Origin of the sequence: Pandoraea communis (genome assembly GCF_902459745.1) — a bacterium.
GTDB lineage: Bacteria > Pseudomonadota > Gammaproteobacteria > Burkholderiales > Burkholderiaceae > Pandoraea > Pandoraea communis.
In genome coordinates, this window is the sequence record NZ_CABPSJ010000002.1 from 263257 (window position 1) to 289315 (window position 26059).

At 63.6% G+C, this 26059-nt stretch carries 21 protein-coding genes; 11 read left to right on the top strand and 10 right to left on the bottom strand.

Annotation, left to right across the window (positions count from 1 at the left end; translation table 11 throughout):
• The first annotated feature begins 58 nt into the window (after positions 1–58).
• Positions 59–586: a carboxymuconolactone decarboxylase family protein gene (locus PCO31110_RS07550; RefSeq protein WP_010808864.1), complete on the top strand. Its 528-nt coding sequence runs from the start codon at positions 59–61 to the stop codon at positions 584–586.
• Positions 587–691: 105 nt separating this feature from the next.
• On the opposite strand, the gene ispF is transcribed toward PCO31110_RS07550, so the two are convergent.
• Together ispF and ispD are read right to left on the bottom strand one after the other, a co-directional pair.
• Positions 692–1213, bottom strand: a complete 522-nt coding sequence (gene ispF / locus PCO31110_RS07555; protein WP_051126171.1) for a 2-C-methyl-D-erythritol 2,4-cyclodiphosphate synthase — start codon at positions 1211–1213, stop codon at positions 692–694.
• Between the two features lie 63 nt (positions 1214–1276).
• Positions 1277–1999, bottom strand: coding sequence for a 2-C-methyl-D-erythritol 4-phosphate cytidylyltransferase (gene ispD, locus PCO31110_RS07560; RefSeq protein ID WP_010808862.1), 723 nt, complete (start codon positions 1997–1999; stop codon positions 1277–1279).
• 108 nt (positions 2000–2107) lie between these two features.
• Here ispD and mfd point away from each other — a divergent pair, with 108 nt between their 5' ends.
• From mfd to serB, 8 genes are all read left to right on the top strand, one after another.
• Positions 2108–5572, top strand: a complete 3465-nt coding sequence (gene mfd / locus PCO31110_RS07565) for a transcription-repair coupling factor (RefSeq protein ID WP_150690048.1) — start codon at positions 2108–2110, stop codon at positions 5570–5572.
• A gap of 225 nt (positions 5573–5797) precedes the next feature.
• Positions 5798–7015 carry an acetylornithine deacetylase gene (argE, locus tag PCO31110_RS07570; RefSeq protein ID WP_010808860.1) on the top strand — a complete coding sequence of 406 codons (1218 nt, stop codon included), beginning with the start codon at positions 5798–5800 and terminating at the stop codon, positions 7013–7015.
• Positions 7016–7243: 228 nt separating this feature from the next.
• Entirely contained in the window at positions 7244–8530 is a 1287-nt protein-coding gene (locus PCO31110_RS07575; protein ID WP_010808859.1) for an MFS transporter, read from the top strand.
• Between the two features lie 106 nt (positions 8531–8636).
• A complete protein-coding gene (locus PCO31110_RS07580; RefSeq protein WP_010808858.1) occupies positions 8637–9665 on the top strand; it encodes a threonine/serine dehydratase family protein in 1029 nt (342 codons plus the stop codon).
• 96 nt (positions 9666–9761) lie between these two features.
• The gene (locus PCO31110_RS07585; protein WP_150690049.1) at positions 9762–10787 is read left to right on the top strand and encodes an ornithine cyclodeaminase family protein; all 1026 of its coding nucleotides are present in this window, start codon (positions 9762–9764) and stop codon (positions 10785–10787) included.
• A gap of 157 nt (positions 10788–10944) precedes the next feature.
• Positions 10945–11511, top strand: coding sequence for a cysteine hydrolase family protein (locus PCO31110_RS07590; protein WP_150690050.1), 567 nt, complete (start codon positions 10945–10947; stop codon positions 11509–11511).
• Between the two features lie 50 nt (positions 11512–11561).
• Positions 11562–12587, top strand: coding sequence for a GlxA family transcriptional regulator (locus tag PCO31110_RS07595; RefSeq protein WP_150690051.1), 1026 nt, complete (start codon positions 11562–11564; stop codon positions 12585–12587).
• A 122-nt stretch (positions 12588–12709) separates the two neighbouring features.
• Positions 12710–13597, top strand: coding sequence for a phosphoserine phosphatase SerB (gene serB / locus PCO31110_RS07600; protein ID WP_150690052.1), 888 nt, complete (start codon positions 12710–12712; stop codon positions 13595–13597).
• A 67-nt stretch (positions 13598–13664) separates the two neighbouring features.
• Here serB and PCO31110_RS07605 read toward each other — a convergent pair whose 3' ends face one another.
• The 4 genes from PCO31110_RS07605 to rimO all read right to left on the bottom strand — a co-directional run bounded on the left by PCO31110_RS07605 (position 13665) and on the right by rimO (position 18623).
• Complete coding sequence (locus tag PCO31110_RS07605; RefSeq protein WP_150690053.1) at positions 13665–14882, bottom strand: cystathionine beta-lyase; 1218 nt, start codon at positions 14880–14882, stop codon at positions 13665–13667.
• 53 nt (positions 14883–14935) lie between these two features.
• Positions 14936–16117 (bottom strand): beta-ketothiolase BktB, encoded by a 1182-nt coding sequence (gene bktB, locus PCO31110_RS07610; protein ID WP_010808852.1) that lies wholly within the window; start codon positions 16115–16117, stop codon positions 14936–14938.
• Positions 16118–16320: 203 nt separating this feature from the next.
• On the bottom strand, positions 16321–17256 hold the full coding sequence (locus tag PCO31110_RS07615; RefSeq protein WP_150690054.1) for a sugar kinase: 936 nt from the start codon (positions 17254–17256) through the stop codon (positions 16321–16323).
• Positions 17256–18623 (bottom strand): 30S ribosomal protein S12 methylthiotransferase RimO, encoded by a 1368-nt coding sequence (gene rimO / locus PCO31110_RS07620; protein ID WP_010808850.1) that lies wholly within the window; start codon positions 18621–18623, stop codon positions 17256–17258. The genes PCO31110_RS07615 and rimO overlap by 1 nt, the downstream gene beginning before the upstream one ends.
• Positions 18624–19362: 739 nt before the next feature.
• Between rimO and PCO31110_RS07625 the strand changes: the two genes are divergently transcribed.
• The gene (locus PCO31110_RS07625) at positions 19363–20604 is read left to right on the top strand and encodes an alkaline phosphatase family protein (RefSeq protein WP_150690055.1); all 1242 of its coding nucleotides are present in this window, start codon (positions 19363–19365) and stop codon (positions 20602–20604) included.
• Positions 20605–20606: 2 nt separating this feature from the next.
• Positions 20607–20861 carry a hypothetical protein gene (locus PCO31110_RS07630; protein WP_081636187.1) on the top strand — a complete coding sequence of 85 codons (255 nt, stop codon included), beginning with the start codon at positions 20607–20609 and terminating at the stop codon, positions 20859–20861.
• A gap of 316 nt (positions 20862–21177) precedes the next feature.
• Here PCO31110_RS07630 and phaR read toward each other — a convergent pair whose 3' ends face one another.
• The 4 genes from phaR to phaC form a co-directional block, all read right to left on the bottom strand.
• Positions 21178–21765 (bottom strand): polyhydroxyalkanoate synthesis repressor PhaR, encoded by a 588-nt coding sequence (gene phaR / locus PCO31110_RS07635; RefSeq protein ID WP_010808847.1) that lies wholly within the window; start codon positions 21763–21765, stop codon positions 21178–21180.
• Between the two features lie 161 nt (positions 21766–21926).
• Entirely contained in the window at positions 21927–22667 is a 741-nt protein-coding gene (locus PCO31110_RS07640; RefSeq protein WP_010808846.1) for a 3-ketoacyl-ACP reductase, read from the bottom strand.
• A gap of 182 nt (positions 22668–22849) precedes the next feature.
• Positions 22850–24031, bottom strand: coding sequence for an acetyl-CoA C-acetyltransferase (locus PCO31110_RS07645; RefSeq protein WP_150690056.1), 1182 nt, complete (start codon positions 24029–24031; stop codon positions 22850–22852).
• A gap of 60 nt (positions 24032–24091) precedes the next feature.
• Positions 24092–25942, bottom strand: coding sequence for a class I poly(R)-hydroxyalkanoic acid synthase (gene phaC / locus PCO31110_RS07650; protein WP_246189771.1), 1851 nt, complete (start codon positions 25940–25942; stop codon positions 24092–24094).
• Between the last annotated feature and the right edge of the window lie 117 nt (positions 25943–26059).

Consider the following 26059-nt stretch of genomic DNA (forward strand, 5'->3'; position numbering starts at 1 on the left):
CGTCGTCTCGAAGCCCGCGCAAGCGGGCTTTTTCAGCCCAAAGCAATAGGAGAAATTTATGGAATTCATCACCGCGATTAAGGCGCAGATCCCTGACTACGCCAAGGACATTCGCCTGAACCTCGACGGCACGATCGCCCGCTCCTCGCTGGAAGGCAACGACGCCGTTGGTGTGGCCCTCGCGGCCGCCTTCGCGGCCAAGAGCCAGCCGCTCATCAAGGCGATTCGCGAAGCCGGCGTATTGTCCCCGGAAGAGCTTGAAGGCGCGTTGACCGCCGCCGCGCTCATGGGCATGAACAACACGTGGTATCCGTACCTCGAGATGGCCGATAACGCCGAACTCAAGAACGAGAAGGCCCAACTTCGCATGAACGGCTACGCCACGCGAGGCGGCGTCGATCAGCGTCGCTTCGAGATGTATGCCCTGGCGGCGTCCATCATCGGCAAGTGCCACTTCTGCGTGCAGTCGCACTTTCAGTTGCTCGCCGCCGAGCATGGGATGAGCACCGCGCAACTGCGTGACGTCGGCCGTATCGCCGCTGTCATCAACGCCGCTGCGCAAGTCCTCGCCGCCGAGGCAGCGTAAGGTAAGGCTTGGCGCGGTGCCTCGACACTGCGCGAGCCATCAAAAACAAAACGGCGCTACCGGCTTTGTCCGGTAGCGCCGTTTTGCTTTGGGTCTGACCGGCGCTCAGCGCCCGACGAGCAATGCCGCCGCCTGTGCTTCAATCCCTTCCTGGCGGCCGAGATAGCCCAGCTTCTCGTTGGTCTTCGCCTTCACGTTCACCTGACCGGCGGTGATGCCCAGCGCATCGGCAATCGATTGGGTCATGGCGGCAATATGCGGTGCGAGCTTCGGCGCCTGCGCAATGACCGTACAGTCCACGTTGACGATCTCATAGCCATGCTCGCGCACACGACGCATGGCTTCCTTGAGCAATACAACGCTGTTTGCGCCCTTGAACGTGGGATCGGTGTCAGGGAAATGACGCCCGATGTCGCCCAGCGCCGCGGCACCGAGCACGGCGTCGGTGATGGCGTGCAGCAGCACGTCGGCGTCCGAATGGCCCAGCAGGCCGCGGTCGAACGGAATCGTCACCCCCCCCATCACGAGCGGGCGGCCGGGCACGAGGGCATGCACGTCGTAGCCCTGACCGATGCGGAGCTTGAACAACGTAGCGAGCGAGACATTGGAAACAGCGGGTTCAGTCATGGGGAATCGCCAAATGCGAAAAAACAGTACGTCAGATCAATGCAGCCGGTAATCACTGCGCCTTCACGCGGACTTGGCCGCACCGAGGAATGCTTCGGCAAGCACGAAATCTTCGGGATATGTCACCTTGAAGTTGCGCAGGCTGCCGCGAACGAGTTTCGGTGTGAGGCCGATACGCTCGATGGCGCTGGCCTCGTCCGTGACTTCGGCTCCCGAAGCAAGCGCGTCTTCCAGCGCCTGACGCAACATGCCAAGGCGGAACATCTGGGGCGTCTGTGCCTGCCACAGCCCATCACGCGATTCCGTGGTCTGTACGGCGGCCAACCCGCCCTTCTCGGCCGGCGCCTGCTCACGCTTGAGGGTATCGGCCACGGGCAACGCGAGAATGCCGCCGACCGGATCGTCGCGCAGCGCTTCGACGAGTGCGCGAATCAGCGCAGGAGTGATGCCAGGACGTGCAGCATCGTGCACAAGCACCCAATCGCTGTCCTGCGCCCCGAACTCGGTGAGTGCCTGCAGGCCGCCAAGGACCGACGCATGGCGCGACGGGCCGCCGCAACGGCGCACCGCAAAGCGCAGCGTGCCGAAGCGCCGCCCGTCGAAGTGATCGTCGTCGGGCGCCAGCACCAGCACGGTCTGAGCGAACTCGGAACAGGCGTCGAATGCGGCAAGGGCATAGTGAAGCATGGCACGTCCGCCGACGCTTCGGTATTGCTTGGGCACGTCGGCCCCGGCGCGTACACCGGCCCCGGCACACGGGATGACGGCAAAAAGTCGGTCGCTCACGATAAAACGCAGGTAAGGATAAAGCAGGGATTTTATAATAGACGCTGACTGTCACGGGGCCCCATGCGAGTGGAGCCCCGTGCTTTGCCATTTCTGCAACGTTTTCCTATGTCCTCCGCCAACGCCTTATCCCGTAGTACCGTGCCTGTGCCGCTCGTGAAAGCGGGACAGCGTTACGCTTTTGCCGGCTCGCACGCGTCCAGTGACGCCCTGCTCATTGCCCGTTATTTCGAAGAGAATCGCGAGCGCCTGCCGCTGCTCGCCGTCGTGTGCGCCCAGGCCACCGACGCCCTGCGCCTGCAGCAGGAGCTGAAGTGGTGTGCACCCGAGGCGCGCGTGCGGCTGCTGCCCGACTGGGAGACGCTGCCCTACGACACGTTCTCGCCGCACCAGGATCTCGTGTCCGAACGGCTTGCCACCCTGCACGATCTCGGCGAGAAGCGCTGCGACATCGTGCTGGTGCCCGCGACCACTGCGCTCTATCGCATGGCGCCGGCAAGCTTCATGGCGGCCTACACGTTCTTCTTCACGCAGGGCGAACGTCTTGACGAGGCCCGGCTGAAGTCGCAACTCACGCTCGCGGGCTACGAGCATGTGAGTCAGGTGATGCGCCCCGGCGAGTACTGCGTACGCGGCGGGCTGATCGATCTCTTCCCGATGGGCTCGGCACTGCCCTATCGCCTCGATCTGTTCGACGATACCGTCGACAGCATTCGCGCGTTCGATCCCGACACGCAGCGCAGCCTGTATCCGGTCAAGGAAGTCCGTCTGCTGCCGGGGCGCGAATTCCCGTTCGACGAACCCGCGCGCACGGCATTTCGCGGCCGCTGGCGCGAAGTCTTCGAAGGCGATCCGAGCCGCAGTCCGATCTACAAGGACATCGGCAGCGGTGTGCCCTCGGCAGGCATCGAGTACTACCTGCCGCTGTTCTTCGAAGAAACGGCCACGCTGTTCCACTATCTGCCCGCCGACGCGCAACTGGTGTTCGTGGGCGATCTCGACGCGGCGATCCACCGCTTCTGGAACGACACGCGCCAGCGCTACAACTTTCTGTCGCATGATCGCGAGCGTCCGGTGCTGCCGCCCGAGCAATTATTCCTGCTCGACCAGGACTTCTTCGCGCTCGCCAAGCCGTTCGCACGGCTGACGCTGCCCGCACCGGGCGATGGCAGTTGGGCCGCCCCGCTGCCGCCGCTGGCGGTCAATCGCCGCGCCGACGACCCGCTCGCCGCGCTGCGCGCCTATCTGGCCCGTACACCGGCGCGCGTGCTGTTGGGCGCCGATTCGGCCGGCCGCCGCGAGACGCTGCTGCAACTGCTGCACGACAACGATCTGCGCCCCTCCACGGTCGAGTCGCTCGAAGACTTCCTGACGTCCGACGCGCGCTTCGCCATCGGCGTCGCCCCGCTGGCCGCCGGCTTCCTGCTGCCGGCCGAAAACCTCGCGTTCATCACCGAAAACGAGCTGTACGAAGGACTTGCGCGCCGCGCGGGCAAGCGCCGCCAGGAACAGGCGACGTCGGTCGACTCGATGGTGCGCGACCTTGCCGAACTCAAGGTCGGCGACCCCGTGGTTCACAGCCAGCACGGCATCGGCCGCTATCAGGGCCTGGTCAGCATGGATCTCGGCGAAGGTGAAACCGAATTCCTGCATCTCGAATACTCGGGCGCGAGCAAACTGTATGTGCCGGTCTCGCAGTTGCACCTGATCTCGCGCTACAGCGGCGCCGACCCCGACACCGCGCCACTGCACTCCCTCGGTTCGGGCCAATGGGAGAAGGCGAAGCGCAAGGCCGCACAGCAGATCCGCGATACGGCGGCGGAACTGCTCAACCTGTACGCCCGCCGTGCCGCGCGCTCGGGCTACGCTTTCGAGTTGTCGCCGCGCGATTACGAGAAGTTTGCCGACAGCTTCGGCTTTGAGGAAACACCGGATCAGGCGGCCGCGATTGCCGCCGTCATGAGCGATATGACCAGCGGTCGTCCGATGGACCGTCTGGTGTGCGGCGATGTCGGCTTCGGCAAAACCGAAGTGGCCTTGCGCGCCGCCTTCATTGCCGTGCTCGACAGCAAACAGGTCGCCCTGCTCGCGCCCACCACGCTGCTCGCCGAACAACACGCGCAGACCTTCTCCGATCGCTTTGCCGACTGGCCGGTGCGCATCGCCGAACTCTCCCGCTTCAAGACCACAAAGGAAGTGAACGCGAGTGTGAAGGCGATCAACGAGGGACAGGTCGATATCGTGATCGGCACGCACAAGCTGCTCTCGAACGACATCCAGTTCCAGCGCCTGGGCCTCGTCATCATCGACGAAGAGCACCGCTTCGGCGTGCGTCAGAAGGAGGCCCTCAAGGCACTGCGCGCCGAGGTCGACGTGCTCACACTGACTGCCACCCCGATTCCGCGCACGCTCGGCATGGCCCTCGAAGGATTGCGCGACTTCTCGGTCATCGCCACCGCGCCGCAGAAGCGCCTGGCGATCAAGACCTTCGTGCGACGCGAGGAAGATGGTGTAATTCGCGAAGCCATGCTGCGCGAACTCAAGCGTGGCGGGCAGGTGTATTTCCTGCATAACGAAGTCGAGACCATCGAGAACCGCAAGGCTCAGTTGGAAGCCCTTGTGCCCGAAGCCCGCATCGTGGTCGCCCACGGCCAGATGCACGAGCGTGATCTCGAGCGCGTGATGCGCGACTTCGTGACACAGCGCGCCAACGTGCTGCTGTGTACGACCATCATCGAGACCGGCATCGACGTGCCGACCGCCAACACTATCCTGATGCATCGCGCCGACAAGTTCGGTCTCGCGCAGTTGCACCAGTTGCGTGGCCGCGTGGGCCGCTCGCACCATCAGGCGTACGCCTATCTGCTCGTGCACGATCCGAAGGCCCTGACCAAGCAGGCACAACGCCGTCTCGAAGCAATTCAGCAGATGGAAGAACTGGGCGCGGGCTTCTACCTCGCCATGCACGATCTCGAAATTCGCGGCGCGGGCGAAGTGCTGGGCGACAAACAATCGGGCGAAATCCATGAAATCGGCTTCCAGCTCTACACCGATATGCTGGCCGACGCGGTGAGTGCGCTGAAAGCCGGCCGCGAGCCGGATCTCACTGCACCGCTCGCCGTGACGACCGAGATCAATCTGCACGTCCCGGCCATTCTGCCAAGCGATTACTGCGGCGACGTGCAGGAGCGTCTCTCGCTCTACAAGCGGCTCGCCAACGGCACGAATCCCGATGCCATCGACACGACGCAGGAAGAACTCGTCGACCGCTTCGGCAAGTTGCCGCAACAGGCGCAGGCACTCATCGAGACGCACCGTCTGCGGTTGCTGGCCAAGCCGCTGGGTATTGTGAAGATCGATGCGAGCGAAGAAGCCATTGCCCTGCAATTCGAGCCGACGCCCGCCGTCGACCCGATGCGCATCATCGAACTGGTGCAGAAGCATCGCCACATCAAACTCGCCGGGCAGGACAAACTGCGCATCGAAGTGAAACACGCAGAACTGACCGACCGCGTGCGCGCGATCAAGGAGACGTTGCGAGCCCTCGGCTCACCCGGCGCAAAAGCCGCCTGACACCCCCGGCAGCGACGGCACACCGAAACGCTCGAAAAGACCTCGAATCCGGTGTGCACCGCAGCAATTTCAGTCGTTCGCCGGGCAAGCGCATCCAGACAAACCCCCGTCCGGCGCGCAAATTCCCGCGAGGCAGGAATGGTTGTTCACACAATCTTTTACCTCTAAATTATTTTTGAGTACCATTTCCCAGTACGTATGACTGGAAGATTCCCGGAGATTCGAATGACAAGCGCTTCCCCTCAAGCCATCGCGCCGCAAGCCGCCAGCGAGGCCCAGCCAGCATCGCTCGACTGGATCACGAAGCTGGTCAGCATCGATACCACCAGCCGCGAATCGAACCTCGGCCTGATCGAGACGGTGCGCGACAGCCTCAAGCATTCGGGTGTCGAGCCGTGGCTCTCGTATGACGCGACCAAGCGCAAGGCCAATCTGTTCGTGACGCTGCCCGCCGCTGACGGCAACACCCAGGGCGGCATCGTGCTGTCGGGTCACACCGACGTGGTGCCGGTCGACGGCCAGCCGTGGGATACCGATCCGTTCAAGCCCGTGGTGCGCGACGGCAACCTGTATGGCCGCGGCACCTGCGACATGAAGGGCTTCATCGGCGCTGTCATGACGATGCTGCCGGAAATGCGCGACGCCAAGCTCAAGACGCCGTTCCATTTCGCTTTTTCCTACGACGAAGAGATCGGTTGCGTGGGCGCGCCCGTGATGCTGGCCGAGCTGCGCGAGCGCGGCATTCGCCCGGACGGTTGCATCGTCGGCGAGCCGACGAGCATGCGCGTGATCGTCGCCCACAAGGGCATCAACGCCTACCAGTGCTGTGTGCGCGGTCACGCAGCGCACTCGTCGCTCACGCCGAAGGGCTCGAACGCCATTGAATACGCGGCACGTCTGATCTGCTACATCCGCGATCTGGCCGATCACTTCAAGCAGAACGGTCCGTTCGACGAGTTGTTCGACGTGCCGTTCACCACGGCGCAGACCGGCACGATCTCGGGCGGCATCGCCCTCAACACGATTCCGGCACTGTGCGAGTTCGTTTTCGAATACCGCAATCTGCCGGGCGTCGACGCCGAAGGCATCTTCCAGCGCATTCAGCAATACGCGCTGGACGAGCTTGTGCCGAAGATGCAGAAAGAGCATCCGAACGCCGGCATCGAGTTCAAGCGGATTGCCGCCGCCCCGGCGCTGGACGCCTCGGAGCAGGACGCCATCACGCAACTCGTGCGCGCCCTGACCAAGGACACCGACAAGCGCAAGGTCGCCTACGGCACCGAAGCCGGTCAGTTCCAACTGGCGGGCGTGCCGTCGATCGTATGCGGCCCTGGCAATATCGAGCAGGCGCACAAGCCCAACGAGTTCGTGTCGCTCGAACAGATCGCGCAGTGCGAGTCGTTCCTGCGCAAGCTGATTCGCAGCAATACCGTCGACGCCTGAACCGACGCCTGAATCATTTCAGGCCAAGGCGCCGGCTGTCACCTTACCGGGCCGTATTCCGCTAGCGGGATGCGGCCCGTTGCCTTGGCGGCGCCGGTCCGGCATCGCGCAAGGCAACAAAGCAGCACGCCGTACACAGTCACAGACGTCTATTGCAAAGGCGCACAAGACATCCCTTCGCAAGATAACAAAGCACATACGCCAGACAAGGTATTGGAGATCTCGCCCATGAGTGCAAGCGCAGCCCCCAACGCGACGGCCCCGTCCGCCCGCACCACCCCGCACGCCTGGCGTGTGATCGTATCCGCATCGATCGGTAACGCCCTCGAGTGGTTCGATCTCGTGGTGTACGGCTTCTTCGCCGTGACCATCGCGAAACTGTTCTTCCCGACCGGCAACGACACGGTGTCGCTGCTGCTCACGCTCGGCACGTTCGGCGTGTCGTTCTTCATGCGCCCGCTCGGTGCCATCGTGATTGGCGCCTACGCCGACCGCGCCGGCCGCAAAGCCGCGCTCACGCTGTCGATTCTGTTGATGATGGTCGGCACGCTGCTCATCGCGCTCATGCCGACGTATACCTCCATCGGGGTGCTGGCGCCGGTGGGTATCGTCATCGCCCGCATGGTGCAGGGCTTCTCGGCCGGCGGCGAATTCGGTAGCGCCACGGCGTTCCTCGCCGAGCACGCGCCGCAACGTCGCGGCTTCTTCTCGAGCTGGCAGGTCGCCTCGCAAGGTCTCACCACGCTGCTCGCCGCAGGTTTCGGCGCGCTGCTCACCGGCAATCTGTCGCCGGAAGCGATGGCGTCGTGGGGGTGGCGTGTCCCCTTCTTCTTCGGCTTGTTGATCGGCCCCGTGGCGTATTACATTCGCCGCCGTCTGGACGAGACACCCGAGTTCCTGGACATCGAGCCCACGCAAAACCCCCTGCGCGATACGTTTGCCAGCCAAAAGGAACGCCTGCTGCTCGCCATCGGCGTGGTCGTGATGGCCACCGTCGCGACCTATCTGGTGCTCTACATGCCGACGTATGCGGTCAAGCAACTGGGTCTGCCGTCCTCGGCCGCATTCTCAGCCGTGCTGCTCACGGGTGTCGTGCAACTGATCGTCGCACCGATCGTCGGCCACTGGTCGGATACGCACGGCCGGATCAAGCCGATGCTCGCCGCCGCCGTGGCATTGCTGGTACTCGTCTACCCGATGTTCCGCTTCCTCGATGCGAATCCGACGTTCGGCTCGCTGATGGTGTTCCAGATCGTGCTCGGCCTGCTGATGACGACCTACTTCGGCGCCCTGCCCGCACTGCTCACCGAATTGTTCCCGACACAGGTGCGCACCACGGGCCTCTCTCTGAGCTATAACATTGCAGCAACGGTGTTCGGCGGCTTCGCACCGTTTATCATCACGTGGCTCATTGGCGCAACGGGCAACAAGCTCGCGCCGAGCTTCTATCTGATTTTCGCTGCCGTCATCAGCATTACCGCGCTGCTGCGCAGCCGCAAGCTCGGCCTTCGCTGAACCATCGAGCCCGGCAACGCCAAGCGGCTACGGGAGCCGCGGCGCACATCCGCTCACCGGTGTGCGCCCCCTCCCGGCATTTCACGACTAAGGAGACAACGCCCAAGTGACGCAATCGACCCACGACCTGCACGCCGAAACCATCGACGGGCAACCCGCGCCGACGAAAGACGCCATCGCCGCCTTGCACGAGAAGCTGCTTCCTTATGTGCGAACGACGCCGGTATTCACCCGCCGTGACTTTCCGACGCTCGGCGACACCCAGGTGACATTCAAGTACGAACTGTTGCAGGCGTCGGGCACGTTCAAGGCGCGCGGGGCGTTCTCGAACCTGCTCTCACTTGACGAAGCGCAGCGCAAGGCGGGCGTGACGTGCGTGTCCGCCGGCAACCACGCCGTGGCGGTGGCCTACGCCGCGCGAGCAACGGGCATCGGCGCCAAGACGATCATGCTCAAGACCGCCAGCCCGGCACGTTCCTCGCTGTGCCGTGAATACGGTGCGGAACTGATACTCGCTGACAACGTTCACGAAGCGTTCGACATGGTCAAGCGCGTCGAACAGGAAGAAGGCCGCTACTTCGTGCATCCGTTCAACGGTTACCGCACGGTGCTCGGCACGGCCACGCTGGGCTACGAATGGGCGAAGCAAGCCCCCGACCTCGACGCCGTGATCGTGCCCATCGGCGGTGGCGGCTTGATTGCCGGTGTAGCCACCGCGTTCAAGCTGTTCGCGCCACACGTGAAGGTGTACGGGGTCGAACCGGCCGGTGCCGACGCCATGGCACAGAGCTTCGCTGCAGGCGGCACTGTCAAGATGGGGCCGATGACCGGTATCGCCGACAGCCTGATGGCACCGCACACAGAGTTGTACAGCTATACGCTGTGCCGCCGTCATGTCGACGAGTTGGTCACGGTCACCGACGACCAGATGCGCGCGGGCATGCTCACCCTGTTCCGTCAATTGAAGCTGGCTGTAGAACCCGCCTGCGCGGCGGCGACCGCCGCGCTGATGGGACCGCTGCGCGAGACACTCATGGGCAAGCGCGTCGGCGTGCTGCTGTGCGGCACCAACACCGACACGGCGACGTTCAACCGCCACATCGAAGCGGCGCTCGCAGCCGAAGCGAACGGCTGAACGCCTTCCCCCTCTGACGAAACGCCTGACGCGACCTGACGGTCGCGTCTTCGCTTGGCGCCTCGGCCACTGCCCGCACGTTCACAAGGAACTCGCATGTCCGCCACCTCCTTAACGCCCCCCGTTCTGCTGCTCGACGCTGCGCAAATCGCCGCGCTCATGCCCGTGGCCGACGCGATCCCCGTCATGTCCGACATGTTCGGCGCGCTCGCCCGTGGGCAGATTCACCTGCCGTTGCGCCAGATCATCCGTGCGCCGGAAGCGCTCGGCGCAAAAGGCATGCTCGGCATGATGCCCGCATTCCTCGGCAGCGCTGCGGCCGGCATGCCGGTCTATGGCGCCAAGGTCGGCACCTTCTTTCCCGGCAACAGCGCGCACGGCAAGGACCCGCATCAGGGCTGCGTTCTGTTGATGAGCGGGGAGACGGGCGAACTCCTCGCCGTCATGAACGCGGCGGAGATCACCGGCATTCGCACCGCCGCCGTGACCGGACTGGCGACACGTCTGCTCGCCCGCCCCGACGCCTCTCGCCTCGCCCTGATCGGGGCAGGTCATCAGGCGCACTGGCATCTCGCGGCGCTCGCGGCGGCGCGCCCGTTGCGGCACGTGTATGTGGCAAGCCGCTCGCTCGCCACGGCACAGGCTTTCGTCGACAAGGAACAGTCGAACTACAGCTTCCCCCTCGAAGCCGCCGAGAGCGCGAAAGCGGCCGTGTGCGACGCCGATATCGTCGTGACGGTGACGAACGCAACGGACCCGGTGTTGCAAGCCGGCTGGATCGCGCCGGGCACACACGTCAATCTGGTGGGCAGCAGCACACCTCGTCATCGTGAAGCCGATACCATGCTCATGGCGCGAGCCCGGTTGTTCGTCGACCGGCGTGAATCGACGATCAACGAGTCCGGCGACTATCTGGCGGCTGCCGCCGAAGGCCGTATCGGACCGGAGGACCTGCTTGCAGACCTCGGGGAACTGGTCATTCGCACGCATCCCGGGCGCACCAACGCCGAAGCCGTCACCTTGTTCAAGTCGCTCGGCATGGGGGCGCAGGACGTCGCACTCGCCGCCGCGCTGTATCAGCGGGCGCAAGCCGCCGGCATTGGCACGCACGCCGCGATCTGAACGCCTGTCTATCCGGCATTCGGGGCATTCGATCGGTTTGACCGGCATCGACCGTTGATGTCCGGATACGTCCGATTCCGGTCTGCAAGCGGTCTGTCGTGGTCCCTGATCGCCTCGTAACATGGCCTCACCGTCACCCAACCTAACGGAGTCGCTCATGTCGCAAAATCAAACCGCCCAAACGTCCCGCACCGCCCTGCTCGTCATCGACGCCCAGGAATCGTTCCGTCAGCGTCCGTACTGGCGCGAAGACGATCTCGCCACGTACTTCAGCCGGCAACAAGCGCTCGTCGACGGTGCGGTGGCGCGTGGCGTCCCCGTCGTGCAGGTGTTCCATATCGATTCGGGCGTGTTCTCGCGTGACTCGGGCTTCGTGCGCACGCTCGAAGAACTTCGTATCGCCCCGGTATTCACGGTGGACAAGGTGAAGCACAGCGCGCTGGCCGGCTCCACCCTCGGCGCGTGGCTCGTCGAACATGGCATTGCGCGTCTGATCGTTTCCGGCATCCGCACCGAGCAATGCTGCGAGACGACGACCCGTGCGGCGTCCGATGCGGGTTACGAAGTGGACTTCGTCACGGAAGCCACCCTCACCTTCCCGATGCAACACCCGCGCACCGGACGCGAGTTGTCGGTGGCCGACCTCAAGGAGCGCACCGAAACGGTCCTCGTCGACCGCTTCGCCCGTATCGTGACGGTTGAGGAAGCGCTCGCGGCGGTGTAATGTCGCTCTCGAGCCGACGTTGTCCGAATTTGTCCTGAAGGCCTGCTGCGATGCCACGACTGCAACCCGTCTATCTGCTGGTCATGCCCAATACGCTGCTGCTCGACATCGCAGCGCCGGCCGAGGCGTTGCGCATCGCCAATCATCAGCAGGACGACGTGCGCTTCGTGTTGCGCTATGTCGGCACACAGCGCTCGGTGGCCACCTCCATCGGCCTGCGCCTCTCGCCGCTGGACGTGCTGCCAGGCGACGTGCCCGACGACGCCTGGCTGGTCGTCGCGGGCACCGTCGAGAAGCCACTGCCGGAGCAAGTGACGGACGATGGCACGATGACGGACTTATCCAACTTATCGGACGCCCCGGCAGAAGACGCCGAAGCCCGCGCCGTTGCGTGGCTTCGGCAAGTGGTACGCCCCACGCACCAACTGGCGTGCATCTGCACGGGCGCGCTGCTGGCCGCACGCGCGGGACTGCTCGATACGCGCGCCTGCACCACGCATCACGGCAGTTGCGACGAATTGCGCGCACTGGCCCCAAGTGCGCGCGTAGCGGACAACCGGCTCTACGTGCATGACGGGAACGTGTGGACGAGCGCCGGCGTCACCACCGGGCTGGATCTGATGCTCACCCTCATTGCCAACGCCACCGGCCCGCTGTGCGCGGCTGCGGTGGCGCGCCAGATGGTCGTCTACGCGCGGCGTGCCGGCGCCGACCCGCAGTTGTCCCCCTGGCTCGAAGGCCGCAATCACCTGCACCCGGCATTGCATCGGGTACAGGACGCCATCGCCGCCGATCCCGCCCACGACTGGACACTCGCCACCATGGCCGACATCGCCTGCGCGAGCGAACGGCACGTGACGCGACTCTTCCGCGAACATGCCGGCGTCGCGCCCATCGACTATCTGCATCGACTGCGCATCGCGCTCGCGCGCGAGATGCTCGGCAACAGCCATCTCGATCTGGAGCGCATTGCCGAGCGCACCGGTTTCGGCTCCAGCCGCCATCTACGGCGCGTCTGGCACAAGTTCGAGGCACTTCCGCCGAGCCACGCGCGTCGCGCCACTAACGACGGCTGAGGCGCGCCCCGTGCGACGGATCGGCATCCGGAATCTCGCGCCCGTCCGGGAAACCGGCGCGAGGCCGCCGCAACCCGGTAGAATGTCGGTCGCACGTAAAACGCAAGACTCTCGACTTCAAGATGGCCAACGACCTCGTCATTCTGGGCAGCGCTTCACCCGCCACGCCCGCCGCTCCCGCTACGGCATTCCCGCCTCACCTGCAAGCCGCCGTCGGTGCACTCGTGCCCGGTGCCAGTGTCACGTTTACGCCGGGTGCGGCGCGCATCGCCGATGTCCCCGACAGCCCGGCCCTGCGCACCGCGATGCATGCGTTTGCCCAGCAGCACGAGGTCGATGCCGTACTCGTCGACAGCCAGCGCCGTCTCACGGATTTCAAGCTGGTGGCCATGGATATGGACTCCACGCTCATCACCATCGAGTGCGTCGACGAAATCGCCGATTTCTGCGGATTGAAGGCGGAAGTTTCGGCGATCACCGAGGCCGCCATGCGCGGCGAGATCAAGGACTTCAACGAAAGTCTCACGCGCCGCGTAGCCTTGCTCAAGGGGCTCGATGCCAGTGCTTTGGAGAAGGTGTTCGACGAGCGCCTGCAACTCTCGCCCGGCGCGCAGACCATGCTGCACGGCGTGCAGTCGCTCGGCATTCGCACGCTGCTGGTGTCGGGTGGCTTCACCTTTTTTACGGAACGCCTGAAGACGCGTCTGAATCTGGATGTCGCCCGCGCCAACACGCTGGAGATTGTCGACGGCAAGCTCACCGGTCGTGTGCTGGGAGAGATCGTCAACGCCGAAGTGAAGGCGCGCACGGTGGCCGAAGTGGCGGCCCAATTCGGCATCCGTCCCGATCAGGCCATTGTTATGGGCGACGGCTCGAACGACCTTCAGATGATGGCGATTGCCGGGTTGTCGGTAGCGTTCCGTGCCAAACCCGTGGTGCGCGAGAAGGCCTCCGTCGCATTCAATTACGCCGGGCTGGACGGTCTGCTCTCACTGTTCCGCAAGAACTGAACGTGCCCCCCCGGGCGGACACGGCTTGCGCAATCCGCGAGCCGTTCCTCCGCCCCGGATCGCAACATCAGGCGCCGAGATGCGCCTTGAGGCTCGCCTCGATATCCGCCTGCAAATCCCGCACGTCTTCGAGACCGATGTAGAAGCGCACCAACGCGCCCTTATGCGGCCACGGCGTTGCCGTACGCATCGACGGCACGCGGTATGGCACGACAAGGCTGTGCGCCCCGCCCCAGCTGAAGCCGATCTTGAACAAGCGTAGCGCTTCGATGAACGCATCGATCTGCGCTTGCGAGTAGCGCTCGTCGAACACCACGGAGAACAGACCGCCCGCCCCCGAGAAGTCGCGACGGAAATGCTGATGACCCGGGCAGTCCTCGAATGCCGGGTGCAGCACCGCCGCAATCTCGTGGCGCGTTTCCAGCCATGTAGCCAGTGTCATCGCAGCGCGGTCGTGCGCCTCGAAGCGCAGTTGCATGTTCGGCAGGCTGCGCAGCACGAGACTGCAATCGTCGACCGACACCCCCACACCCATACGCATGCGGGCGCGCTTCAGACGATGGTGCACGTCGTCGTCGACGGTCACGACAGCGCCCATCAGCACATCGCTGCCGCCCGACTGGTATTTGGTCAGCGCCTGCACCGAGATGTCCACGCCGTGATCGAATGGGCGGAACGCCAGGCCAGCCGAATAGGTGTTGTCGATGGCGGTGAGCACACCGCGCTCGCGCGCAGCGCGTGCGATGGCCGGCACGTCCGGCACTTCCATCGTGACCGAACCCGGCGCTTCGAGCCAGATCACCTTCGTATTGGGTTGAATCAGTGCACCGATGCCGTTGCCGATCATCGGATCGTAATAGCGCACCGTGATGCCGAACGATTCGGCAAGCCAGTCGCCGTGCTCACGATTCGGGCTGTAGGCATTGTCGGGAATGAGCACGTCGTCGCCGCTCTTGACGAGGCCGAAGTACACATTGGAAATGGCCGCGAGGCCAGACGGGAACAGCAGGCAATGCTTGCCGCCTTCGAGTGCCGCAAGACGCCGCATCAACTCCATCGATGTCGGCGTCGCATGCAGGCCGTAGCGCCACTGGCTGTCGTTCTTCCAGTCGAGCGCACGCATGGCGGCCAGATCGGGGAAAATCACCGTCGACGCACGGGCGACAGGCACCGGCATGGCGGCAAACCCTGCGGGCAATTGTGTGTCGGCATGCAGAATATTGGTCTGCCAGTGCCAGCCGTTGGCTTCCGGCGTATCGAGGGGCTTGCGGTTGTCTTGCGTCATCACGGCTCCGGAATGGCTCGGGCCGGCAACACCGCCGGCCCCCGGGGTGTAACTTACACGCGCTCGAACACGGCTGCAATGCCCTGCCCACCGCCGATACACATGGTCACCAGCGCGTAACGGCCACCGATGCGCTGCAACTCATACAGCGCCTTGACCGTGATGAGCGCACCGGTGGCGCCGATCGGGTGCCCCAGCGATATGCCGGAACCGTTCGGGTTCACCTTGGCCGGATCGAAGCCGAGATCGCGCGTGACCGCGCATGCCTGGGCCGCGAACGCCTCGTTGGCTTCCACCACGTCGATGTCATCCACCTTGAGACCCGCACGCTCCAGCGCCTTGCGCGACGCCGGCACGGGGCCAATCCCCATATAGTTCGGATCGACACCGGCGTGGGCGTAGCTCACCAGCCGTGCCAGCGGCTTGGCACCGCGACGCTCGGCTTGCGCGCGCTCCATCAGGATGAGGGCCGCAGCGGCATCGTTCAGTCCTGAAGCATTACCGGCGGTCACCGTACCGTCTTTCTCGAACACGGGGCGCAGCTTCGCCATGTCTTCCATGCTCAAACCGGCGCGCACGTGCTCGTCGGTCGTGAACGAGATATCACCCTGCTTCGACCTGATCGCGATCGGCACGATCTGATCGTTGAAATAGCCGGCCGCCATCGCGTGCGCAGCACGCCGATGCGACTCGACAGCCAGACGGTCCTGATCGTCGCGCGTGATGCCCCACTTCTTCGCGATGTTCTCCGCCGTCACCCCCATATGGATGTCGGCAAACGGGTCGTGAAGCGCGCCGAGCATCATGTCGACGAGACGCGATTCGCCCATGCGCGTGCCCCAGCGGGCACCCGGCATGACGTACGGCGCGCGGCTCATGCTCTCGGCACCGCCTGCCATCGCGATGTCGGTGTCACCCAGCAGGATCGACTGCGCTGCGGAGACCACCGCTTGCAGACCTGAGCCGCATAGGCGGTTCACGGTCATCGCGGGCGCGTTCTGGCTCACCCCTGCCTCGATGGACGCCACGCGCGCCAGATACATGTCTTTCGGCTCGGTATGGATGACGTTACCGAACACGACCTGTCCTATGTCCTCGCCACTGACCTTCGCGCGGGCCATGGCCTCGCGTGCGACGATGGCGCCAAGTTGCGTCGGCGCGAAATCCTTCAGGCTGCCGCCAAAATCACCAATGGCAGTGCGCACACCGCTGACGATCACGACCTCTCGTTGCATGTCTCTTCTCCTGGTGGATATCAGTTCGCAACGAGTATAGCGCTATGGGGGTTACCGCGATGGCAGGGTCTGTGGAGGGAAACTTCGATGAGGTGGTTGGTGCCGGGGGCAGCACGGTCGTGCGCCGCCCGTCGCTCGCTGGGACTGCTGGAAGCGCCGGGGCAACGATTGTGCCCCGGTCATGCGCTGACGAGGCTCAACCCTCAGCCCGCCAATTGCCTGAGCACCTGCTCCGCACGCGGCACGGGCGCGACCGCGCCGTATCCGGTTGTCGACAATGCGGCGCACACGTTGGCGTAGCGTGCCGCGGTGAACGGATCGTCGCCCAGCGCCAGGCGGGCCACGAACGCGCCGCCGAAGCAGTCGCCTGCCCCAGTGGCGTCAATCGCCTGCACCGGGTATGGCGCGACGATACGACGTTCCTCCGGCGTGGCGACATAGCACCCCTCGCGGCCCAGCTTGAGCGCCACGACCTTCACCCCATGGGAGAGAAGCTCGTCGAGGATGGCGTCGCGATCTTCCAGTCCGGTGATGGCCGTCACGTCGTCCCAGCTCGGCAGGCAGACGTCGGTCAGACTGAACGCTTCGCGCATCGTGGCGCGAGCGCGGGTCAACGGCCACAGCTTCAGACGCAGATTGGTATCGAACGACACGTTGCCGCCAGCGGCACGGATCTTCGACATGGCGTCGAAGGCGGCGTCGCAGGCGCTCACACTGATCGCCAGGCTGATGCCGGACAGATGCAGGAACGATGCCCCCGTCAGCGCCTCGCACGGCAGGTCCTGTGCGTGATAACGGCTGGCAGCGGAACCCGCGCGCAGGTAATCGAAATGGTGCCCGCTCTCGTCGTGCGATACGAAATAGACCCCGGTCGGCGCTTGCGCATCAACGCGAACGTAACGCGTATCGACCGCTTCCTCACGCCACAGATCGAGCAGCATGCGGCCGAAGAGGTCATCGCCAACCGCGCTCACGAAACCCGTGCTCACTCCTTGACGACGCGCCGCGATGACGAAATTGGACGTGTCGCCGCCGAAGCCCTGCAAGTACCGACGGGCATCGTCGGGCGACTGATTGAATTCCACCATGGCTTCTCCCATGGCGAGCACTTGCGGAATGGACGGACCCGCTTGCGTCATCAGGCCACCTCACCCCACAGGTCGTGGCCATCGGCGCCGGTCACGGTCACGTTCACGAACTCGCCGACCTTCAGGCGCTTGGCCGCCTTCGGCGTGGGTTCGATGTACACGAGGCCGTCGATTTCCGGGGCGTCCGCCGCTGAACGGGCAACGCCGCCGTCTTGGTTGATCTCGTCGACAATGACCTGAATCGTGGTGCCGACCTTGCGCTGCTGGCGCTCCGCCGAAATCGCTTCGGCCACTTCCATGAAGCGCGCGCGACGTTCTTCGCGAACTTCGTCGGGCAACGCGCCCGGCAGTTCGTTGGCCTTCGCACCCTCGACCGGCGAATAGGCAAAGCAGCCCACGCGGTCCAGCTCGGCCTCGCGCAGGAAATCCAGCAGATACTCGAATTCGGCTTCGGTCTCACCGGGGAACCCGGCAATGAACGTGCTGCGAATCGTCAGGTCCGGGCACACCTTGCGCCACGCCTGAATGCGCTCGAGATTCTTCTCGCCCGAGGCGGGACGTTTCATGCGCTTGAGCACGTCCGGATGCGCGTGTTGCAGGGGCACGTCGAGATACGGAAGGATGTGGCCCTGCGCCATCAGCGGAATGATTTCGTCGACGTGCGGGTACGGATACACATAGTGCAGACGCACCCACGCGCCGTACTGCTTGGCCAGTTCGCCCAGCGCCGTCACCAGTTCGGTCATGCGGGTCTTGAGCGGACGGCCCGCCCAGAAACCGGTGCGGTACTTCACATCGACACCATACGCGCTGGTGTCCTGCGAGATCACCAGCAACTCCTTCACGCCGGCCTTGAAGAGATTCTCGGCCTCAAGCATCACTTCGGCGACGGGGCGCGAATCGAGATCGCCTCGCATCGACGGGATGATGCAGAACGTGCAGCGATGATTGCAGCCTTCTGAGATTTTCAGATACGCGTAGTGGCGCGGCGTGAGCTTGATCCCGGCCGGCGGCACGAGATCCGAGAAGGGATCGTGCGGCTTGGGCAGGTGCAGGTGCACCGCGCTCATCACTTCGCCCACGGCGTGAGGGCCGGTCACGGCCAGCACCTTTGGGTGCACGGCGCTCACGATGTCCTGACCCGCCGCGTCCTTCTTCGCGCCCAGGCAACCGGTGACGATCACTTTGCCGTTCTCGGCGAGCGCCTCACCGATGGCGTCGAGGCTTTCCTGCACCGCGTCGTCGATGAAGCCGCAAGTATTGACCACCACGAGGTCTGCGCCGTCATAGGTACCGGAGATGGCGTAACCTTCGGCGCGCAGTTGGGTCAGGATCTGCTCGGAGTCGACCAGAGCCTTGGGGCAGCCGAGCGAAACGAAGCCGACTTTAGGGGTGCCGGCGGGCAATGGGCGGGACATGGGGCGAAATCCTGATCTAGTAAATACGTGTGACGATCGAGCGGCGAAACATCGGAGAGGCCTCAGAGCCATTCCGTCTGCGTCACCGGCAATGCCAACGCAATGCCCGGGAACGCGAAAAACCGCTTGCCGCCGAAACCGCCGCAAGACCTGACCTGCGGCGAAGAACCGCGTATTTTACCTTGTTCGCCCGCGGCGCGTTCCAACTATCGTTGCGATGTCCACCCCGTGGGCTCCCGCAGGCGACTCATGCCGACAATGACAAAGCGTTCTGCGCTCGAGCGATGCTGAAGACAGGGAGACGTGACCGGCCATGCAGGGACATTCGCGCCCGTGTGCCGGGCGATCGTCTTACCGGTGAGTCCTGCGCCCTCTGCTCCACTTCTTGAAATAACGTTCGTCGTGTGCTTTTATAAAAACTCACTCAACGTACTACGAACGGTATGTGAGACGGGAACGCTGAAGGGCCGCGCACAAAAGCCATCGTGTTGCCTGGTACGCGCTGATCCATTGACGATCAATGCGGAAGACCTTCAATCTGCAGCGATTTGACCGACCTGAAAAAAATCGAAGATGACTCGGCAATCGATGTCGGAGCTCAAATACTGAATGTACAAATGCTCCATGGGAATGACGCTCTCGCCGAGGCCCGGGATCAACACCACGCACTACGCAAGTGGACGCTTTAATGAACTGCAACCCTTAGTCGAGGGCCGACAAGCGACAGGAGGAGGCATTCATGAATGCAAACGCATCGATCGCATCCGCACCGGCCCAGACTCCCATCCAGCATGTGTTCGTGCTGATGCTGGAGAACCGATCGTTCGACCACCTGTTTGGACTGTCGGGCATACCCGGCATCGTCGCGGCCACGTCCGGGAATGCCAACGCCTACGGCAGCACTGACTATCCGTTTGGCCGCGACGCGCCCGACCAGATGCCCACCGACCCCGGACATGAGTTCACGGACGTGATCGAACAGCTTTGCGGTGCGGGCGTCCCGCCCCCGAACGGACGAGCTTACCCGCCGGTCAATAACTCCGGCTTCGCTTCGAACTACGCGACGACCCACTCCGAAGGCAATCCACCACAGACCGCCGACGTGGGCAAGATCATGCTGGGTATCAACACCGCCAGTCAGTCGCCCGCGCTATACAAGCTGGCGACACAGTTCATGCTGTGTGACGGCTGGCGCTCGTCGGTGCCCGGCCCCACCTGGCCGAACCGGTATTTCGTGCATGGTGCGTCCTCGGCGGGCCTCGACCATTCGCCGACCTCTGCCGAAATAAACGAATGGGAGACTTTGGACGGCTTCGTCTACCCGAACGGTTCGATCTTCGACGCGCTGGCCAACCTCAAGTACCGCCTCTACCAGGATGACTCGGGCTCACTTCTGGGGCGCGTGCCGCAGGTCTCGTCCATCAAAGGCATTAGCTTCTTCGACATCGACGACCTGTCGCACTTCGAGGCCGATCTCGCGGCAGGCTATACCGCCCACTACACATTTATCGAGCCGGACTACGGCGATATCGTGCACCACACTTACGAGGGCGGAAGCTCGCAGCATCCGATGGACGGTCTAACCGGCGGCGACCAGCTCGCGGCCCGCGTCTACAACGCGATTCGCAACTCGCCAATCTGGGAGAGCAGCCTGCTAGTGATCCTGTATGACGAACACGGCGGCTTCTACGACTCAGTCAACCCCGGCACCGCGCCCCCGCCGAACGACGGTGCGGCCTCGACCCTGAACAAAAATGGATTCCTGTTCGATGTCTACGGCGTGCGCGTCCCCGCGATCGTGGTATCGCCCTGGGTAGCGCAAGGCCAGGTGGATCACACGGTGTATGACCACGCCTCAGTACTCGCAACCGTCGAGCGCCTGTTCGGTCTTTCGCCGCTGACCGACCGCGACCGGAACGCCAGGGATCTGCTGCCCCTGATCACAACGACCTGCCGCACTGACTGCCCTCAGAGGATCTGAACATGGCCCAAGCACCTTCCCCGGATCCGCGCAACAACAAGCCTCTGCGCGACGGCACCAGTCTTATGGCCTACCTGCACGTACTGAGGAAAGCCCATATTGCCCTGGTTGGGCGCGATAAGGGGCATCAGCGCTTCCAACAGGTGGTCACGCTTGGTCATGCCAAGAAATACATCGAGGAACTGATGCCGCTGCTGCTGGCAGAGCGAGACAGACACCGGAAAGCCCGGCGCAGTGACGGGTTGCGCCATACGTGACGGCCGTCTTGAGGCCAGATAGGCCAACCTGGCGGGTCGCGTGTTGATGCGAGGCACGCCAGCCGTTGCAAAGGTTGCTCACAACACCCCGCCCGACGGCTACACCATCGTTCATCAGCGTGACGACGACCCGCAAAGCAACGGAAAGGGCCTCAACCATTCTGTCTGCGTGTCCGGCAATGCCCTGGAGCGCAGAAACCGCTGCAACTCAGCCAGAAGCGAAGAACCGCGTAATCTTCACCTCGTTCGCCCGCAGTCCAATCCAACTCTCGTTGCGATGTACGCCCCGTGCCACATCGCAACGTCGCCAAACCATTCAGGGCTTCTTGTTCGGGTCCTTGCCCGGTGCACCGGGTGCACCCGGTGTTCCAGGGAACGGGAACGTGCTGAACATGTTCTTCGCCTGGCTCTGCATCTGCTCCTGCATCTGCACGAACAGGTTCTTCGACTGCTCGATGTAGTTGGTCATCATGCCCTGCATCATCGGCGCCTGCATGTTCATGAATTGCGCCCAGACGTCCGGGTTGAAGGCGGCGCCTTCATAGATGCCCTTCGACTGATCGGCCAGCTTGTTCTGAATTTCGATGAACGTCTGGATGTTCTTCTCGAGATACGTGCCCATCATCCCTTGCAGCGCATGGCCATAGAAGCGGATGATCTGGGACAGCATGGCGCTCGAGAACATCGGCACGCCGCCGGTCTCTTCTTCCAGAATGATCTGCAGCAGAATGCTGCGGGTCAGGTCCTCGCCCGTCTTGGCGTCGACGACCTTGAACTCCTCGGTCTCAAGCACCAATTGCTTCACATCGGCAAGGGTGATGTACGTACTGGTTTGGGTATCGTACAGACGCCGGTTCGGATACTTTTTGATCAGGCGCTCGTCAGTCTTCTTGCTCGCGGTCATGCGGTGGGTTTCCTGCATTTATGAAGGACTTCCCCGACCGACGGTCGGGGTTAGTCACATATTATCGATTCTAGGACGTTTGCTGCTATGCGGCAAAGCCCTAACCCTCAATGGGGCGCGCGGCTCACTTCGGCCCTCGCCGGCCCCCGCCCCATTACCGCTCAACCCATGTGCAGGCCGCCGTTCAGCGAGAAGTCTGCGCCCGTCGAGAAGCCCGAATCGTCCGATGCCAGCCACGCCACGATGGAGCCGATCTCGCCCGGCTCGCCCAGGCGCCTGACCGGGATCGTCGCAATGATCTTGTCGAGCACGTCCTGACGAATCGAGCGCACCATGTCGGTTCCGATGTAGCCTGGCGACACGGTATTGACCGTCACGCCCTTGGTCGCCACTTCCTGCGCCAGCGCCATCGTGAAGCCGTGAATCCCGGCCTTGGCCGTCGAGTAGTTCGTCTGACCGAACTGCCCCTTTTGTCCGTTGACCGACGAAATGTTGATGATGCGGCCCCAGCCGCGCTCGCACATGCCTTCGATCACCTGCTTGGTGACGTTGAACAGGCTCGTCAGGTTGGTATCGATGACCGCATCCCAATCCTCGCGCGTCATCTTGCGGAAGACGATATCGCGCGTGATGCCGGCGTTGTTCACCAGCACGTCGACCTCGCCGACTTCGGCTTTCACCTTGTCGAACGCAGCCTTGGTCGATTCCCAATCGCCGACGTTACCTTCTGACGCGATGAAATCGAAGCCCAACGCCTTTTGATCTTCCAGCCACTTCACGCGGCGCGGCGAATTCGGACCGCACCCTGCCACGACCCGGAAGCCATCCTTGTACAGCCGCTGGCAAATGGACGTACCAATACCGCCCATCCCGCCTGTCACATATGCAATGCGTTGAGTCATGGAACGCTTCCCCCTAAATAACGGCATATCTGCCGCCCGTTGCGACTGCCGATTGACCGACGCGCAGGCCACGCGTTCCCGCGCGACCCTTTCGTCTCCTGACTACCCCGGCATGAACCCGTGCGCGTTGCACGCACGGGCGATGCCGATTCGATTCTTTTGCGCTGCGATTCGGCCGCGCGTCAGACGCGCTCAACGGCCAGTGCCACGCCCATGCCGCCGCCGATACACAGCGAGGCCAGGCCGCGACGGGCGTCGCGACGCGCCATTTCATGCAGCAGCGTCACGAGAATACGGCAGCCCGACGCCCCGATCGGGTGACCGATGGCAATCGCGCCACCATTCACGTTGATCTTCGAGGTGTCCCAGCCCATCTGCTTGTTCACCGCCAGTGCCTGCGCCGCGAACGCTTCGTTGATTTCCATCAGATCCAGATCGCTCGCCTTCCAGCCTGCACGCGCAAGGCAACGCTGCGAAGCCGGCACCGGACCGATGCCCATCACCGACGGATCGACACCCGCGTTCGCATAAGCCACGATGCGTGCGAGCGGCGTAAGCCCCAGCTGCTCGGCGCGCTTGGCCGACATCACCACGACAGCGGCGGCGCCGTCATTGATGCCCGAGGCGTTTGCCGCAGTCACCGTGCCGTCCTTCGCAAACGCGGGCTTCAGGCCAGCAAGCGACTCGGCCGTCACGCCATGGCGCACGAATTCGTCGGTCTTGAAGACGACCGGATCGCCCTTGCGCTGCGGAATCGAGACCGGCACGATTTCGGCGTCGAAACGCCCGGCCTTCTGAGCCGCTTCCGCTTTGTTTTGCGACGCCGCAGCAAAGGCATCCTGCATTTCGCGGGTAATGCCGTACTCCTTGGCGACGTTCTCGGCCGTGATACCCATATGGTATTGGTTGTACACGTCCCACAGGCCGTCGACGATCATCGTATCGATCAGCTTGGCGTCGCCCATACGGAAGCCGTCGCGCGAGCCCGGCAGCACGTGCGGTGCGGCGCTCATGTTCTCCTGCCCACCGGCCACGACGATGTCGGCGTCGCCCGTTGCGATCGCGTTGGCGGCGAGCATCACGGCCTTCAGACCCGATCCGCACACCTTGTTGATGGTCATGGCCGGCACCATCGCGGGCAACCCCGCCTTGATCGATGCCTGACGCGCCACGTTCTGCCCCGACCCTGCGGTCAGCACCTGGCCCATGATGACTTCGCTGATGTCCTCGCCCTTGAGCTTCGCGCGCTTGAGAACCTCATCGATCACGATGGCCCCCAGATCCGGCGCTGCCACCTTGGCAATCGAGCCCCCAAATTTACCGACTGCGGTGCGCGCAGCCGACACAATCACGATATCCGTCATGTCTCTTTCCTCGCTTTCAAATGAGTCGAACCAGGGGGATTCCCTTGAATTGCCACTCGCTCACGCCTTGGTTTTGACGTAGCGGCCAGGCGCCGGTTCGATGGGTGCATAAGCAACATTACCATACGCTTTTGGCGGTTTGACGCGTTTTCCTGCGTAGCCCGCCAGCCACTCGCTCCAGTCGCTCCACCAACTGCCGGGGTGCTCCGTCGCGCCGGCGAGCCAGTCGCTTGAGTCGACACCGACATCGTCGTTGCGCCAGTAGCTGCGCTTCTTCTTCGCCGGCGGGTTGACCACGCCGGCAATGTGACCCGACGCGCCCAGCACGAAGCGGCGTTCACCGCCCAGCAGCGGCAACGACCGGAACGCGGAGGTCCACGGCACGATGTGATCTTCGCGCGAGCCGAACACGTAGGCCGGGGCATCGATCGTCCCCAGATCCACAGGCACGCCGCACGTCTGCACCACGCCAGGCCGCTTCAGTTCGTTCTGCAAATAAAGATGACGCAGATACCAGCAGAACATCGGTCCCGGCAGGTTGGTGCCGTCGCCGTTCCAGTACAGCAGATCGAACGGCTGAGGCGCATTGCCCTTCAGATAGCTGTCGACCACATAATTCCAGACCAGATCGTTCGGACGCAGGAACGAGAACGTATTCGCCAATTCCACGCCGCGCATGAGGCCCGGCGGTTGACCCAGCCCGCCCCCGATCGTCTGCTCGCGGAACTGCACATGCGGCTCGTCGACGAAGACATCCAGCACGCCGGTATCGGAAAAATCGAGCAGTGTCGTCAGCAAGGTCACACTCGCCACCGGTGACTTGCCGCCCTTTTGTCCCTTCGCCGCCAACACGGCGAGTGCAGCGGCGAGCAATGTCCCGCCGACGCAGAAACCGAGCGCGTTGATCTGCGGCTGTCCGCCGATTTCGCGAACGACGTTGATCGCTGCGATCGGCCCTTCACCCACGTAGTCGTCCCACGTCTTGTGCGAGAGCGACGCGTCGGGATTACGCCAGGACACGACGAACACCGTATGCCCCTGCTCCACCGCATAGCGGATCAGCGAGTTCTCGGGTTGCAGATCGAGGATGTAGTACTTGTTGATACACGGCGGCACGACGAGCAACGGGCGTTGGTGCACCGTCGGCGTCAGCGGCTTGTACTGAATGAGCTGGATCAGGTCGTTCTCGAAGACCACGGCGCCTTCGGTCGTCGCCACGTTGCGGCCGACTTCGAATGCGGCCTCGTCGGTCTGCGACACTTTGCCTTTGCCCATGTCGACAAGCATGTGCTGCATGCCGCTCAGCAGGCTATCGCCGTGCGTTTGCACGAGGCGCTGCTGCGCATCCGGATTGGTCGCAATGAAGTTGGCCGGCGAACTGGCCGCCACCCATTGCTCGACCGCGAAACGAATCCGTTCACGCGTCTTGGCATCCGCGTCGACCAGATCGGCCATGCGCATCAGGAAGCGCCCGTTGAGCAGATAGAGCGCCGCGGGCAACGCGTAAAGCGGATTACGCCAGCCGTCCCCCGCAAAACGCCGGTCGCCTAATGCAGGCGCCGTGTCCAGACCGGGTTGATTGAAGCTGGCGACAAGTTCGGAAAATTCACGCGCGTATTCCGTCTGAAGTGCGTTCAGACGCGTCGGATCGACGTGCAACGACGTCGGTGGCGGAAAGCTGCCCGCCTTGTTGAAAAGCTCGAAGAGTCCCGCGAACGGATTCGCGGCACTCGCTGCCCCATTGGCAGCAGAGAACGACGGGCCGGCAGCTCCCGGCAAAGCCCCGAACAGTTGTTGCGCGGCCTTGAACCACTGCGACATGTCCTGAGCGGAGAGCGAAGCGGAGGGAAACTGCTGAGCAAACGAGGCGGCAAACGAGGCCGGATCGAAGTTGGCACTGGCGCGATTCATGATAGCCTGAGTGTCACGTCCGTTGCGTTCACGGGCCGGCGCCCGAAACGCGGCAGCGTGCTTCGCTTTATAAGCGATGCGCCCCGCCTGTGAAGCATTCTTGCGTGCGCGCGCAGG